General features: G+C 68.0%; 15 protein-coding genes and 1 tRNA gene. 11 read left to right on the forward strand and 5 right to left on the reverse strand.

Features of this window, described 5'->3' with window-relative positions:
- Window positions 1–191: 191 nt before the first annotated feature.
- Complete coding sequence (gene ddpX, locus PWS46_RS13365; RefSeq protein ID WP_434616039.1) at window positions 192–740, reverse strand: D-alanyl-D-alanine dipeptidase; 549 nt, start codon at window positions 738–740, stop codon at window positions 192–194.
- Window positions 741–939: 199 nt separating this feature from the next.
- Here ddpX and tsaB point away from each other — a divergent pair, with 199 nt between their 5' ends.
- The gene (gene tsaB / locus PWS46_RS13370; protein ID WP_434616042.1) at window positions 940–1,686 is read left to right on the forward strand and encodes a tRNA (adenosine(37)-N6)-threonylcarbamoyltransferase complex dimerization subunit type 1 TsaB; all 747 of its coding nucleotides are present in this window, start codon (window positions 940–942) and stop codon (window positions 1,684–1,686) included.
- The gene (locus tag PWS46_RS13375; protein WP_434616045.1) at window positions 1,683–2,153 is read left to right on the forward strand and encodes a GNAT family N-acetyltransferase; all 471 of its coding nucleotides are present in this window, start codon (window positions 1,683–1,685) and stop codon (window positions 2,151–2,153) included. Before tsaB ends, PWS46_RS13375 begins: the two co-directional genes overlap by 4 nt.
- Window positions 2,154–2,156: 3 nt before the next feature.
- Here PWS46_RS13375 and PWS46_RS13380 read toward each other — a convergent pair whose 3' ends face one another.
- The gene (locus tag PWS46_RS13380; protein ID WP_085087002.1) at window positions 2,157–2,411 is read right to left on the reverse strand and encodes a sulfurtransferase TusA family protein; all 255 of its coding nucleotides are present in this window, start codon (window positions 2,409–2,411) and stop codon (window positions 2,157–2,159) included.
- An 89-nt stretch (window positions 2,412–2,500) separates the two neighbouring features.
- Between PWS46_RS13380 and PWS46_RS13385 the strand changes: the two genes are divergently transcribed.
- The 9 genes from PWS46_RS13385 (at window position 2,501) to PWS46_RS13425 (ending at window position 9,759) form a co-directional block, all read left to right on the forward strand.
- Window positions 2,501–2,914 carry a MucR family transcriptional regulator gene (locus tag PWS46_RS13385; protein ID WP_085087004.1) on the forward strand — a complete coding sequence of 138 codons (414 nt, stop codon included), beginning with the start codon at window positions 2,501–2,503 and terminating at the stop codon, window positions 2,912–2,914.
- 317 nt (window positions 2,915–3,231) lie between these two features.
- Window positions 3,232–4,137 (forward strand): GNAT family N-acetyltransferase, encoded by a 906-nt coding sequence (locus PWS46_RS13390; RefSeq protein WP_434616048.1) that lies wholly within the window; start codon window positions 3,232–3,234, stop codon window positions 4,135–4,137.
- Between the two features lie 8 nt (window positions 4,138–4,145).
- Complete coding sequence (locus PWS46_RS13395; protein WP_434616051.1) at window positions 4,146–5,057, forward strand: lysophospholipid acyltransferase family protein; 912 nt, start codon at window positions 4,146–4,148, stop codon at window positions 5,055–5,057.
- A gap of 47 nt (window positions 5,058–5,104) precedes the next feature.
- Window positions 5,105–5,178: transfer RNA gene (locus tag PWS46_RS13400), tRNA-Gly, on the forward strand.
- A 211-nt stretch (window positions 5,179–5,389) separates the two neighbouring features.
- Window positions 5,390–5,638 carry a hypothetical protein gene (locus tag PWS46_RS13405; RefSeq protein WP_434616054.1) on the forward strand — a complete coding sequence of 83 codons (249 nt, stop codon included), beginning with the start codon at window positions 5,390–5,392 and terminating at the stop codon, window positions 5,636–5,638.
- 647 nt (window positions 5,639–6,285) lie between these two features.
- The gene (locus PWS46_RS13410) at window positions 6,286–6,876 is read left to right on the forward strand and encodes a YgjV family protein (RefSeq protein WP_434616057.1); all 591 of its coding nucleotides are present in this window, start codon (window positions 6,286–6,288) and stop codon (window positions 6,874–6,876) included.
- Between the two features lie 119 nt (window positions 6,877–6,995).
- Entirely contained in the window at window positions 6,996–7,439 is a 444-nt protein-coding gene (locus tag PWS46_RS13415) for a ferritin-like domain-containing protein (protein ID WP_434616060.1), read from the forward strand.
- A 178-nt stretch (window positions 7,440–7,617) separates the two neighbouring features.
- On the forward strand, window positions 7,618–7,857 hold the full coding sequence (locus tag PWS46_RS13420) for a hypothetical protein (RefSeq protein WP_434616063.1): 240 nt from the start codon (window positions 7,618–7,620) through the stop codon (window positions 7,855–7,857).
- 81 nt (window positions 7,858–7,938) lie between these two features.
- Window positions 7,939–9,759: a hypothetical protein gene (locus tag PWS46_RS13425; RefSeq protein ID WP_434616066.1), complete on the forward strand. Its 1,821-nt coding sequence runs from the start codon at window positions 7,939–7,941 to the stop codon at window positions 9,757–9,759.
- Between the two features lie 27 nt (window positions 9,760–9,786).
- On the opposite strand, the gene PWS46_RS13430 is transcribed toward PWS46_RS13425, so the two are convergent.
- The 3 genes from PWS46_RS13430 to PWS46_RS13440 all read right to left on the reverse strand — a co-directional run bounded on the left by PWS46_RS13430 (window position 9,787) and on the right by PWS46_RS13440 (window position 14,080).
- Window positions 9,787–10,572 carry a DUF1003 domain-containing protein gene (locus PWS46_RS13430; RefSeq protein WP_434616069.1) on the reverse strand — a complete coding sequence of 262 codons (786 nt, stop codon included), beginning with the start codon at window positions 10,570–10,572 and terminating at the stop codon, window positions 9,787–9,789.
- A 279-nt stretch (window positions 10,573–10,851) separates the two neighbouring features.
- Window positions 10,852–12,675, reverse strand: coding sequence for a phosphoenolpyruvate carboxykinase (GTP) (locus tag PWS46_RS13435; protein ID WP_434616072.1), 1,824 nt, complete (start codon window positions 12,673–12,675; stop codon window positions 10,852–10,854).
- A gap of 487 nt (window positions 12,676–13,162) precedes the next feature.
- Window positions 13,163–14,080: a HugZ family protein gene (locus PWS46_RS13440; RefSeq protein WP_434616075.1), complete on the reverse strand. Its 918-nt coding sequence runs from the start codon at window positions 14,078–14,080 to the stop codon at window positions 13,163–13,165.
- Window positions 14,081–14,115 lie beyond the last annotated feature (35 nt).

Here is a 14,115-nt window from a genome sequence, read left to right on the forward strand (position 1 = left end):
GGCGGCCTGCGGAAAAGGCTGATCGGGGCGACCTTCGCCCAGACGCAAAGGATGTGCCATAGTCCCCGCCATGCGAACAAGCTCCGTCCACCGCTTTTCCACGGACGGCGGCGATGCGGTGCGCGCGTGCAACAATGGAAGACGTCCGCGCCGGCACAAGCCCCGATATAGGAGCCGGCGCCCAGCCCTTCCTACATCAGCCGGCCGCCGGCCGCCGCGTCGGTCAGCAGCGGGTAGCGCTCGGCATTCGGAAGCTGATAGTGCCACCATTCCGACGGGTAGTGCTCCCACCCGGCGCCGACCATCACGCCCAGCAGCAGGGCGCGGTTGCGCTGCTGTTCGGCGGTCAGGTCGCTGCGGCCATGGTGCGACCGCTCGGTCATCGCGTCGAAGCCGGTGCCCATGTCCAGGGCTGCGCCGGCGCCATCCACCAGCGTCAGGTCGACCGCGACGCCGCGGGTGTGGTTGGAGCCCAGCCGCGGGTCGGCGATATAGACGGGGTCGGGAAAGGCGTGCCAGAGCCTCCATTGCGCCTCCGCCGGGCGGAAGGCATCGTAAATCCGCAGGCGGCAGCCGATGCCGCGGGCCAGCCGGATGGCATCGCCGAGCCGGCGGGCCGCTTCGGGATGCAGCAGGCACACCGCCGAGCGGTAGATCGGCACGCCGGACAGGTTGTCGGCGGTGGCGTAGAGAAGCTCCAGATCGATGTCGAAGGCCGGGGGCGCGATCTCGGTCAGCATGGAATGGACAACCATGGGCGTATGAGGACAAGGATCGTCCTCTAGCATGGCCGCGGCGCCATCTGCCATGGTCACGGGTCTGCCATGCCGGAGGCGGTCTTTCCCGATGGAACGGTCCCGGTGTGGCAATCCAGGGAAGGCGTGTCTGCGTATTACACAGCGGCCGTCCGCGCGACGCGGCGGCCAGGAAGGCGGAGCGATGAAGGTTCTGGGTCTGGATACGGCCACGTCCGGCTGTTCGGCGGCAGTGTGGGAGGGAGTGTGCGCGGGAGCGGCCGGTCAGGCCGGCGGGGCGCGCGTGACCGTAAGGCGCAGCCCGCCGATGTCGCGCGGTCAGGCCGAGGTGCTGGTGCCGCTGGCGCAGGACGTGCTGGCCGAGGCCGGCGTCGGCTTCGGCGACCTCGACCGCATCGCCGTCACCGTCGGGCCGGGCGCCTTCACCGGGCTGCGCATCGCGCTGGCCGCCGCGCGCGGCATCGCCGTCGCCCAGGACCTGCCGGTGGTCGGGATCACCAGTTTCGACGCCATCGCCCATGGTGTGCCGGCGGCCGAACGCGCCGGCCGTTTCCTGCTGGTCGCCGTCGACAGCCGGCGGGCCGAGCCCTTCCTGCAGTTGTACGACGCGGCTCTGGCCCCCGTGGGCGAGCCGGCGATGCCCGACCCGTCGGCGATCGCCGGCTGGCTCGACGCGCTGTGCCCGTCCGGTCCGCTGCTGCTGGCCGGCGACGCGGCTGCGGCGCTGCTCCCGCTGCTGGATGGGCGGGCCGATGTCGTCCAGGCGTCCGGCGACGGGCTGCCGGACGCGGCGGTCGTTGCGGCGCTGGGGGCGGCCCGTCCCACCGGCCTGCCGGTCGAGCCCTTCTACCTCCGCCCGCCCGACGTCACTTTGCCGAAGTCGGTTGCCCGCAATCCCGCCGCCAAGCCGGAACCGGGAGCGGCGGCATGACCGCGCCCACCATCCGCCTCCACCCCGCCGGTCCGCTGGAGGCCGGGGTGGTCGCGGCCCTGCAGCAGGCCTGCTTTCCCGACGATCCGTGGGACGAGGCGTCGGTCGCCACCCTGTCAACGCCGCCGGCCGGCTTCGCCGTCATCGCGCTCGACCCGCAGGACCAGCCGGTCGGCTTCGTCATGGCCCGCGTCGCGGCGGAGGATGCCGAGATCCTGGCGATCGGCGTGCTGCCCCAGGCGCGCCGCGGCGGCATCGGCCGCCTGCTGGTCGAGGCTGCCGTCACCGGGGCGCAAGACCTGGGGGCGACTGCGCTGTTTCTTGAAGTCGCCGAGGATAATCCGGCGGCATCGAGTCTATACAAGGCCAGCGGCTTTTTTTCCGTCGGCCGCCGCCCCGGATACTACAGGCGTGTCGACGGCCGGGTCGCGGCGCTTGTCCTGCGCCGCAATCTGGATGGGGCATAGGGGTTAATTTTTCCGCACGATCAGGCGGTGGACTCCGTCAGGATCATCCAATCGTTCGGGGTGGACAGATAGAATGCTGTGACCCAACTCGACCAAGGATCGTGGAACGTTTTCCAAGGGTTCACCGGCATTCAGCCGGACTTCGAGTGTCTGCCCCGCGTCCATCCGCTCTACCATCAACTTGGTCTTGACGAAGGTTAACGGACAAACCTGCGAGGTGATGTCGAGAAACAAGTCTGCGGAGATTTTTTCGGTCACCGATTCCTCTTTGCGCCAAAGGATGGATATTGCACGATGCAGAAAACCTCTTTATATGGTGAGGTACGAATGCCGCGGAGCAAGCTTACATGAGCAACGGGTCCCCTTCCAACGCGCTGTTGTCTCTGACCACGGAGATCGTGGCGGCGCATGTCTCCAACAATACAGTCTCGCTGACCGATCTTCCGACGCTGATCGAACAGGTCTACAAGTCGCTGGCCAACGTCGGCACCGAACCGGTGGTGGCGGAGGAGCGGCCGCAGCCCGCCGTGCCGATCAAGAAGTCGGTCACGCCGGACTATATTGTGTGCCTGGAAGACGGCAAGAAGCTGAAGATGCTGAAGCGCCATCTCAAGACGGCGTACAATATGACTCCAGAAGAATACCGTGACCGCTGGGGCCTGCCGACCGACTACCCGATGGTCGCGCCGAACTATGCCCGCCAGCGCAGCTCGCTGGCCAAGCAGATCGGTCTCGGCACCCGCGCCCGCCGCGGCGCCTGACGGCCGGGGCTTCCGCAGGGCGGACCGGCGTCATGACGGCGCCGCCGCCCGTGCCTGCCCTCTCCCGCTTCTTCCTTCCGCATCGGTTGCCGGCATTGGCTGCCGGTACACCCGGAGCGCCGTAGCGGCTGCATCCCCGAAGTTCGCCGCAGGGTTCGGCTGACGGCACGCGACGATGTCGGTTGACCGGCAACCGGCGGATCGTGTTATGCCTTGTGGTGCGTGCGACGCTGTCCGTCCCGACCCTGGCCGCCGTGGCCCGGCGGCGGCAGACCGGCGCGGCGCACAGTCCCGAACCATCGCAGCGGACCGTCGACATGGCTGATGCAAGCTTGGACCAGCCGGGCATGATCCGGACTAGCCCGGAGCGGAGCGAGGCGTCCGCACCCGAGGCCGCCACCATCGAAAATGCGACCGCCGGCGAAAAGCTGACCGATGGCATCCGCCTCGGCACGCTGGAGGTGCGGCTTGCCCGTTCCGCGGAGGAGATCGACTGGGCGCAGGCCTTGCGCTACCGTGTCTTCTACGAGGAGATGGCGGCGATCCCCTCCCCCGAGATGCAGGCACGGGGGCGCGATTTCGACGATTACGACGGCGTCGCCGACCATCTGCTGGTCATCGACCACTCCCGCGGCAACGGTCCCGACATGGTGGTCGGCACCTACCGCCTGATCCGCCGTCCCGCCGCCGAGAAGGTCGGCCGCTTCTATTCCAGTGACGAGTACGACATCGGCCGCCTTGCCAGCTATCCCGGCGAGGTTCTGGAGCTTGGCCGGTCCTGCGTCGATGCCGGCTACCGCACGCGCGGCAGCATGCAACTGCTGTGGCAGGGCATCGCCGCCTACGTGTTCCAGCACGACATCGCCCTGATGTTCGGCTGCGCCAGCCTGCCCGGCACCGATCCGGACGCCATGGCGGAGCCGCTGTCCTACCTCTATCATCATCATCTGGCCCCGGCGGAGCTGCGGGCGACGGCCTTGCCGGAACGCTTCGTGTCGCTGGACCGCATGGCGAAGGAGCATATCGACCCGCGGCGGGCGCTGAACATCCTGCCGCCGCTGATCAAGGGCTATCTGCGGCTCGGCGGCTTCATCGGCGACGGTGCGGTCATCGATCACCAGTTCAACACCACCGACGTCTGCATCGTGGTGAAGACCGATCTGATCACCGACAAATACGCCAAGCATTACGAACGTCGCAGCCGCGACAGCCAAGCCGGCTGAGGCGATCCATGACCCGCACCGCCCGCGCCCTGGGGTCGTCCGGCCGCGGCGCCCTGCGCCTGACGCTTTACCTGCTGTGGACGCTTCTGCTGATCCCGCTGCAGGCACTGGCGGTGGCGCGCGGCTGGCGGCTGTGCCGTACCCTGCCGGCCTTCTACCACCGGGTCTGCACCCGGCTGATGGGGCTGGACGTGGTGGTGCGCGGCCAGCGTGCCGCCGACGGGCCGGTGCTGTTCGTGTCCAACCACTCCTCCTACCTCGACATCACGGTGCTGGGTTCGCAGATCCCCGGCTCCTTCGTCGCCAAGTCGGAGGTCGGGAGCTGGCCCTTCTTCGGCCTGCTCGCCCGGCTTCAGCGCACGGTGTTCGTCGAGCGCAAGGCGCGCAGCACGGTCGACAAGCAGCGTGACGACATCGGCAGCCGCCTGGATGCCGGCGACAGCCTGATCCTGTTCCCGGAGGGCACCTCCAGTGACGGCAACCGCACCCTTCCCTTCAAGACCGCGCTTTTCGCCGTTGCCGCCCGCCGCATCGACGGCCGTCCGCTGACCGTCCAGCCGGTCAGCATCGCCGCCACCCGGCTGGACGGCATCCCGATGGGCTTCGCCTTCCGTCCCTTCTATGCCTGGTACGGCGACATGGATCTGGCGCCGCATCTGTGGCAGGCCTTCCGGCTGGGCGGCATGACGGTGGAGGTGGAGTTCCATCCGCCGGTAACCATCGACGGGTTCAGCAGCCGCAAGGCCCTGGCCGAGCATTGCCAGCGCGTGATCGCCGACGGCGTCGCCCGCGCCATCTCCGGCCGCCCCGACGGGCCGGCCCCGGCAAAGCACGCCGTCGTCCCAGCCGCCGCCGGTGCCGCCGCCGGTGTTGCCACGCCTGCGCCGCCGGTCGCCGATCCCGCTCCCGGGAGTGCTTGATTCCGCTCTTGTATCCGCCGCGGCAGTCGCCTATAAACAGCGGGCGCGCGGGTGTAGCTCAATGGTAGAGCAGAAGCTTCCCAAGCTTACGACGAGGGTTCGATTCCCTTCACCCGCTCCAGACGCCATGCAGACTGCATGGCAGCCGGCCTTGAGCCGCTTCCATTCAAAAGCTCTTTGAAATCCGGTTTTCGCCGACGAGCGGTTCGCACCGATGGGTGCGGATGGGCGCTCTCCTTTGCGTTGGCGGTTCGCCGATGGCGCGGTTGCCGGGATCACCCGTAATCGCTGAAGCTGGGCGGCATTGTCCCTCAGCCGAAAGGAGAACGCCGATGCCGCCGATCGAAAGAGCCCGCCGGCTGAGCCGGTCCCTGCAGGCCCGCTTCCGCATCGACCTGTTCTCCGCCCTCGTGGAACGCGAATTCGAGCGGCGTCTGGCCGACGCCATTTTGGAGGCTGAGCGCGACGCCTACCGGCGCGGGCGCGAAGAGGCGCAGGCCGGAGCCAACGCCGGCACGGTCAGTCCATCTCCGCGGTCGGAAGCGGCGGTGCGGCCGGGCGGCCCGACCATGACCATGTGAGGCCGGCACGCTCTGCACAGTTATAGTGCCAGGGGTTCTGATGGCCATGTCCGGCCCAATGCGGGTCTCCGGCGCGGATCGGCCGGCCGCAGCCACAGCATAGATGCCCGCTGCGGCTGGCGCGGCCGGCATGGCCGCGCGCGTCGCCGGTCTTGCCCGATTTCGGCTTTGGTTCCCAGCCAAGCGAGGCAGGATGGCGGCCGTACAGCGCCATGATGGTTCCCCCAATTCGTCCGGATTGCGCCAATTACCGGCCAATCATCGGATGATCCCCCGATCCCGGTCCGCCAGCGCCGATAAAGACTTCGTCGATAACGATGCTGTCGTGACGGTGCGAGAATGCCGCTGTACGGCGTCAAAGCCAACGGCAAGGATGGGCAGGATCCCCTCCGAAATCGCCGGGCTGCCGCCTGACAAACCTTTCACAACCCTTTCCATGGGAGCGCTGCGGTGCAGAGGACACACAATAATAACGGGAGTTATCCATACGATCAACATGATTGAATTTGGAAACTGTCCGGGACATAGCGGCGACCATCTTTTGGTCTGTTTCCGGTCACATTGATATTCATATCTGCTTAACCATCCGGAACTAGCGTCCGCCGCCTTCGCTGCACTGCGGCATGTTCTTCATGCGAAGGCGCTCCATGACGGTATTTCTGCTCGATTATCTTCCGACCCTCTCGGCTTTCCCCGCGACGATCTCTCCGGTTGCAATGACCGGCATTGCCGGGTTGTCGGCCGCCACGCTGTCGACGCTTCTGGGCGGCCGGCGGGCGATTCTGCTGGCGCAGGCCGCGGCCGCCTCGCTGTTTCTGCTCCATTTTTTGCTGATGGGCGCCCGGACAGGCATGCTGATGTGCGGGTTGGGGCTGATCCAGATGGCGCTGAGCGTCCAACGGCAGCCCTCCCGGATGCTCGGGCTGCTCTATGGGCTGACGGTTCCGGCGGCTCTGGCCGTGGCCGCGCTGAGCTGGCAGGGACCGATGTCGGCACTGTCGGCCACCGGCTTCCTGCTGGCGACGCTCGGCCGCTGGCAGACGGCAGTCGGACGGATGCGGGTGTTCTTCATCATGGCGACCGTGGTCGGGGCGGGGCACAACCTGCTGGCGGGGTCGGTCTTCGGGTTGGTGTCGGACGCGATGGGGCTTTCCGGTCATTGCGTCAGCCTGTGGCGGGCCGGGCTGATCCGCCGCCGATCGCCCGCCGCGCACGGCCTTTCCGAGGCGTCGGCGTAAGGGGGCGGCACCCGGCATCGCACCCGTCTCTACCGGAGTGCTTCCGCTGGAAGGTGGGAACATTCAGCCCCGCGGCCGGGTTGTGGCAGCGTAGGGGACGCATGGGAGGGCCTGCCGCCATGGAAAAAGACGAGATCGTCGATACGCTCAATGACCTGATCCGCATCGTCGAGGACAGCCACGAGGGCTACCGGCAAGCCGCGGAATCCGCCGAGGACGAGGATCTGAAGGCTCTGTTCAACGATCTCGCCGCCCAGCGCGGCGCCATCGTGCGCGAGACACAACGGCTGGTCGCCGAACAGGGCGGGGCGCCCGACATGGGCGGCACCATGCTGGGCGGTGCCCACCGCTTCTTCCTGGAATTGAAATCCGCCGTGCTCGGCCATGACCGCGCCACCATCATCCAGGAGGTCGAACGCGGAGAAAGCGAATGCCTGCGCCGTTACGAAGAAGCGATGGCGAAAGAACTTCCCCTGCCCATCACCGCAGTGATCGCCCAGCATCTGGACCGCATCCGCGTCGACCGTGACCGCATGGCCGCCCTGCGCGGGGTGGTGGCGTGATGGTGCGTTGCAACATTGCGGGTGTGGGAAAGCGGGCGTAGGCTTTCATTGGTGGCTGCAACGCATTGATACGGCTTCATGGTCGTATCGCAGCCTCCGCCGATGAACGGCTCCGATCATCCGGCCCCGCCCGTCCAAAGCCGGCGGCCGGATGTCCACTCCATCTGGACATGGATTGATGAACAGCGACAAATCGAAGACTGCAGACCCGGTCGGCAACGATCTGGTGACGAAGGGCGCTTTCGCCCTGTACCGCGCCGAGAATGCCCACCGCGTGTCCGAGTTCCAGAAGTCCCAGAATGCCGAAGCGGCCATCGCCGCCGATTTCGACGCCTACCGCACGCGCTATCTGCGGAAGTTCAAGGACATCTTCGACAGCCTGTCCGAACAGGGCCTGACCGTCACACGCGCGGTCTGACCCCAGCCGATGGGGCCGGGGCGGCACTGAAACGAATGGGAAAGCCGCGGGGCCGCCGCTATACTGCGCGGCATGGCCCGTATGCTGTTCCTCCGCGACATCGACGCCGACGTGCAACTGCGCTGCCGCGCCTGCGGACATGGCGGTGTGCTGCCCCGTGCCATGCTGGAACGGCGCTTCGGCCCCAATTACCCGGTGCTGTCGATCGCGCCGCATTACCGCTGCTCGCGCTGCGACTCCCGCGACATCGAAAGCCGGCCGATCCTGCCCGAACCCCCGGCCGCCAATTCCCCCGTCGGGAATGACGAGCCGTCCTTCGATGCGCCGCTGGCAGCGCTGAACGGGCTGCTCGCCTCGCTGCGCGGTGGTGACGGCGGCCGGGACAGGACGGCCGATGCGGAGGAGCCGCCCGCCCCTCCTTCCCCCTCTCCTCCCCCTCCTCCGGCGCCTTTTCGCGGCAAGCCGGTGTCGGAACTGCCGCTGTCCGACCTTGTGGCCGACGGTCCGGCGGAGGATGGCGCCGCTCCATTGTGGGAACCCGTTTCGCTCGCCGACATGGCGGCGCGCCTTGGCCGTCCGTCGCCGGCGGATGATTGGTCCAACGATTGGGATGACGAGCCGGCGCCAAGCGATGTCAGGACTGCCGCCAACGACGAGGGGCCGGAGCCGGCCCGCGACGAGGTTGGCGATACCGCTGAGCCGGACGGCGCCGAGTCCGGGGATGTCGATCCCGACGACGATGGCGACGAGACGCTGATGGCGATGCGCCGGCTGCTGGCGCAGGCCTACGGCTCCGACGACGATGAGGACGACCCTGCGCCCGAGCCCCAAGCCGGCCGCGCTGCAAGCTTTGCCGCCCCCCCGTCCTTTGCCGGTTCCGCCGGCGACGGGCCGGACTTGCATGGCGGTGACCAGGACGAGGCCCCCCAGGACGTGGCCCGCCAGGACGAGGACGAGCCGCCGGTCTTCTCGCACAAGGTCCTGGTGCGCCGGGATTTCGAGGACGACGGCGCGGATGCGGGGGCCGATCCCTGGCACCTGGAGTCCGGGGACAGCGGCCGGGAGGATGATCCGGAAGACGACGATCCGGACGGCGACGATCTGGACGGCGAGGAACCGTCGGAGGACGAGATCCTGTCCTTCGCCATCCGCGATCCGGAGAAGCCCGTCCCGGCATCCGCCCCCCGCCCGGCCAAGCCCGCGCCGCCGCCTGCCGAGCCGCTCGACTTCGACCAGCATCGCGCCGAACGCCGGGCCCTGCGCCCGCCCCCGCCGCCCGAGGATGAGGAAGGCTTCGACCGGACCCTCGCCGCCCTGCGCTCCATGATCGAGGACGCGGCGAACGAGCCTGCGGAGGAAGAGGAGGAGGCTGCGCCGCCGCCGGCCAAGAGCCCGCGCAACGCCGGCAGGACGGTGGACAAGCCCGACCGCCGCGAGGATGCGCGCGAGGAGCCGGATGATCCGGCGCCGTACCGGGGCGGGGATGACTGGTCGGTGCCCGCCGGCTGGGGCGAGTCCGATCCGGCGCCGGAGGCCGCGGAACAGGAACCGGAGCCGTCACCCGCCGGCCGCCGCTCCGCCCAGGAGCGCGAGATCGAGGAGGCGATGAAGGCCCTGCGCGGGATGATCGAGGACGAGATACAGCCGGAGTCGCCGCCACCCGCTTCCCAGCCGAAGCCCCGCGCCGCCAAGCCGCGTCCGCCGGCCCGCAGCGGACCGGCCGCGCCGGAGACGGGGACGCAGCCCGGCGCCAAGCTGCCGGACGGTCAGCCGGAGACGGCAAAGCCCGCCAATCCTGACGCCAAGCTGGAGGTCAAACCCGGCGGCGAACCGACGCCGCTCAGCAAGACCATTGCCGCGCTGCGGGGCATGCTGGAACTGGACGGCCGCCGCAAGCGCTGAGGCGCCGCCCGGCCGCCGGCCTTCCGCTTACTTGCGCAGCCGCTTTTCCTGCATGATTTCCAGCTGCAGCTGCTGGATTTCGGTCAGCCGCTGCCATTGGCGCTGGATCAGATAGTCCATCTTCTCGTGCAGGTGCCGGATTTCCAGCTCGGCCTTCAGGTTGACGCGGTAGTCGTTTTCGGAACGCAGCCGGTCCTTCGCCTCCTGCCGTTTCTGGCTCATCATGATGACCGGCGCCTGGATGGCGGCCAGACAGGACAGCACCAGATTCAGCAGGATGAAGGGATAGGGGTCGAAGGCCCGCGTGTCCCCTTCCAGGATGTTGATGAGCATCCAAACGAACAGGACGACGGCGAAGGAGATCAGGAAAGCCCAGCTGCCGCCGAAGCTGGCAAGGCCGTCCGACAGCCGTTCGCCCAGCGTGCGGTGGTCGTCGTATTCCTCCTCCGGGTTCTCGGCCAGCGTCTCGTGCCGGGCGAGGCTTTCGGCGACCTCGCGGTCCAGTTCGCTGAGTTCGCCATGCTCCTCCTTCAGCAGTTCCGCGACATAGAGCGAGCGGTAGCGCGCCAGCTCCTGCCGGCTGATCTGCGCGTCAGGTTCCAGATGCGGGTGGTCGTGGCGGATGCGGTCGGCCAGGCTGGGGCGCAGCGCGTCCAGCGCGATCAGGTCGCGCTTCGGCCGGCGCTTGCCGCTGATGGCGCAGGGCTGGCGCTTGGACGACAGCGGGCCGCCGGCATCCTCCGGATCGGTGGACGGGAAGGTCGGTTCCGCGGAATCGTCACCATCCTGCGGCGGAAACTGATGATCGGACATGACGTCGCCCTCCCTGGCATGCGCGAACCGGCGCGGGCGACTTTATGCCCGATCTTTTTGACACGCCGGTTAAATCACCGACAGACAAAAGCGGCAGGTAAGGATGGCATCGCCTTGCAAAGGCTGAACCTTGGCCTTCCTGCCGCGGGAACCCGCCGCCAACCGGCTGGTTTCGGATGAATTCCCGTTCATCTCGGCCGCCACAATGGAAAAGGGGCCGCCTTGCGGCAGCCCCTATCCTTACCTGCTGACAGGCTTTTTGCCGATGGCGTGCGCCGGTCAGCCGATGCGCCAGACGTCCGGGCTGTTCTCCAGCCGCTTCAGGACGTTGACGCGCTGCTGTTCGATCTCTTCCGGCAGGCGGTCGCCGAAGCGGTTGAACAGTTCCTCCTGGTCCTTCGCCTCGGCCTCGGCCTCCTTGCGGTCGATGTCCATGATCTTGGCGAACTTGTCGGCCGGGAAGTTCAGGCCGGACCAGTTCAGATCCTGGTAGCGCGGGGAATAGCCGAAGGGCGATTCCGCCACGTCGGTGGCACGGCCGCGGACGCGGTCGACGATCCACTTCAGCACGCGCATGTTGTCGCCGAAGCCCGGCCAGACGAACTTGCCGTTCTCGTCCTTGCGGAACCAGTTGACGCGGTAGATGCGCGGCAGGCTTTCGACCTTGCCTTCCATCGACAGCCAGTGGTTCCAGTAATCGGCCATGTTGTAGCCGCAGAAGGGCAGCATGGCGAACGGGTCGCGGCGGATGGCGGCTTGGCCGACGGCGGCGGCGGTGGCCTCCGAGCCCATGGTCGCGGCCCAATAGACGCCTTCGCGCCAGTTGTAGGCCTCGAACACCAGCGGGAAGGTCTTCGACAGGCGGCCGCCGAAGATGAAGGCGCTGATCGGAACGCCGGCCGGATCCTCCCAGGCCGGGTCGATCGACGGGCACTGCGCCGCCGGCGCGGTGAAGCGGCTGTTCGGATGGGCGGCCGGACGGCCGCAACCCGGGGTCCAGTCCTTGCCCTGCCAGTCGATCAGGTGGGCCGGCGCCTCGTCGGTCAGGCCTTCCCACCACACGTCGCCGTCGTCGGTCAGGGCGACGTTGGTGAAGATGACGTTGTGGTCCAGCGTCTTCAGCGCGTTCGGGTTCGACTTCACGCTGGTGCCGGGGGCGACGCCGAAGAAGCCGGCCTCCGGGTTGATGGCGCGCAGCGTGCCGTCGGGCTGCGGCTTGATCCACGCGATGTCGTCACCGATGGTGCGAACCTTCCAGCCCTCGAACTCCTTCGGCGGGACCAGCATGGCGAAGTTGGTCTTGCCGCAGGCCGACGGGAAGGCGGCGCCGACATAGGTCTTCTCGCCGGTCGGGCTTTCCACGCCCAGGATCAGCATGTGCTCGGCCAGCCAGCCCTGCTCGCGGCCCATCGACGACGCGATGCGCAGCGCGAAGCACTTCTTGCCGAGCAGCGCGTTGCCGCCATAGCCGGAGCCGTAGGAGACGATGCGGTGCTCTTCCGGGAAATGGACGATGTACTTGTTGTCGGCGTTGCAGGGCCAGGCGACGTCCTGCTGGCCGGGCTCCAGCGGGGCGCCGATGGAATGCAGGCAGGGGACGAAATCGCCGTCGCCCAGGATGTCGAGAACCTTCTGGCCCATGCGGGTCATCAGCCGCATGTTGACCGCGACATAGGGGCTGTCGGAGATCTGCACGCCGATGTGCGCGATGTCGGAGCCCAGCGGCCCCATGCTGAACGGCACCACATACATGGTGCGGCCGCGCATGCAGCCCTCGAACAGGCCGTCCAGCTTGGCCTTCATCTCCTCCGGGTCCATCCAGTTGTTGGTCGGACCGGCTTCCTCGCGCGTCTTGGAACAGATGTAGGTGCTGTCCTCGACACGGGCGACGTCGCCCGGATCGGAGCGGCAGAGGAAGGAGTTCTGGCGCTTGGCCTCGTTCAGGCGGATGAAGGTGCCGGATTCCACCATCTCGTTGCAGAGACGGTCATATTCCTCCTGCGACCCGTCGCACCAGTGAACGCGCTCCGGCTTGCATTTCAGCGCGATCTCCTCGACCCAGGCCAGGAGCTTCTTGTTCCGCGTCCGCGTATGTCCAGTCATATCGTCCCTCTCGAAGGCTGGGCCGGTCCCCTTGCGCGCGTGCATGCCCCTCGCCGGGGGTCCCGCGGCCGGTCCGGCCATTCTTTCGTCCGTTGTCGTGTCGTCAGATGGAAGGCATCCGCCGCATCAGCGGGGCGCCGGTCCGAAGAGGCGGCCGGGCCGGAAACCCGCCGCGATGCGCTGCACCGGCGGGGTGCGGCGACGATACGGTGCAAAAGGCGGTCCTGAGGCGACAGGTCTGGGGGCCAATGGCCCGGACGGGAAACGGGTCGATCCGTTATGGTCCACTGAAGTGTTCTCCTGGTTGCGCGTGCCCGCGCGCCGCGTTCTTGTTTTTGGTGCGGCGCCCGGTGGTGTCGAAGCGACCTCTCGGCTGGTCGTTCAGGCTGACGGTTGGCTTCTCGTCTCTCTCGTTGTTTTCTTTTTGCTGACCGTTCTTCTTATTCTTCTTTTATCTTCTTGTTGTTATTTCCGACGCCGGGGTCCGTCAGGCACCCTCGTCGCCGGCTGTTGCGGTTCCAGCCTTTTCGGTCCCGGATGTCGATCCTCCGGGTTGTCCGGACCCGTCCTGCGGCCGGATCAGCGTGTCCAGCGTCAGTTTAGCCGATTCGGGGTCGTGGATTCTCTGCTCAAAATCGACGCGGGCGACGTACCCCCCGCGTCGCAGGTCGCATCCCTCCGGGTCGATCCCGGTCAGGCTCCAGCTTTCTCCATCGCCGTCCGTGGCTGGACCAAGCCGGGGGCCGTACCCCTCGCCGTTCAAGCGGTCGAGCAGCGCCGCCTCGCCCGCCGCCAGGGCGGGGGCTGCGGCAGGCAGGTCCAGCTCCGCGGCGGACAGCCAGTGGATGCGGCCGAAGCCGGCGACCAGATGGGCGCGCTCCACCGCCACGCGGTAGATCGCGAAGTCGGCGAAGCCGGCATAGAAGGTGGCGTCGGGATGGCGGCGCAGATAGCGCGCCCGGTGGATCGGATCGTCCGACCGCTCGGCCCGGCCCAGCACCGACAGGCGGGCGCCGGTCAGCGGCTGCGCCAGCCCGGCGGTGCCGTCGAACAGCAGCCCGACCCGGCCGTCGGCCAGCAGGTTGCGGGTGTGGTCGGCCAGCGTGGAGAGCAGAAGCAGCGGACTGCCGTCATGGTCGAACGCCACCAGGACCAGCGATGGGTAGGGCCAGCCGGCGGCGCCGGTTCCGGTGCCGTCATCGGCAGGCCGCTGGGCGGTCGCCAGCGCCGCGCGGTCGCAGGCGCGCATCAGGCGCCGGGCGCGCAAGGACGGAGCCATGGTTGCCGGAACCTGCATGGCGGAATCCGGGCCGCTCCGGCCGGTGCCCGGCGGCGTCGCGCCCTCCTTGCCGTCCGGCATGGCGCCGGCCGGAGAGGACGCGGGAAGGGCGTTCGAAAAACTCATTCCGAAACGAGTGCGTTCTCCCGCGCGGCACCGTT

This window comes from Azospirillum sp. B2RO_4 (assembly GCF_051124815.1).
In the GTDB taxonomy this organism is placed as follows: domain Bacteria; phylum Pseudomonadota; class Alphaproteobacteria; order Azospirillales; family Azospirillaceae; genus Azospirillum.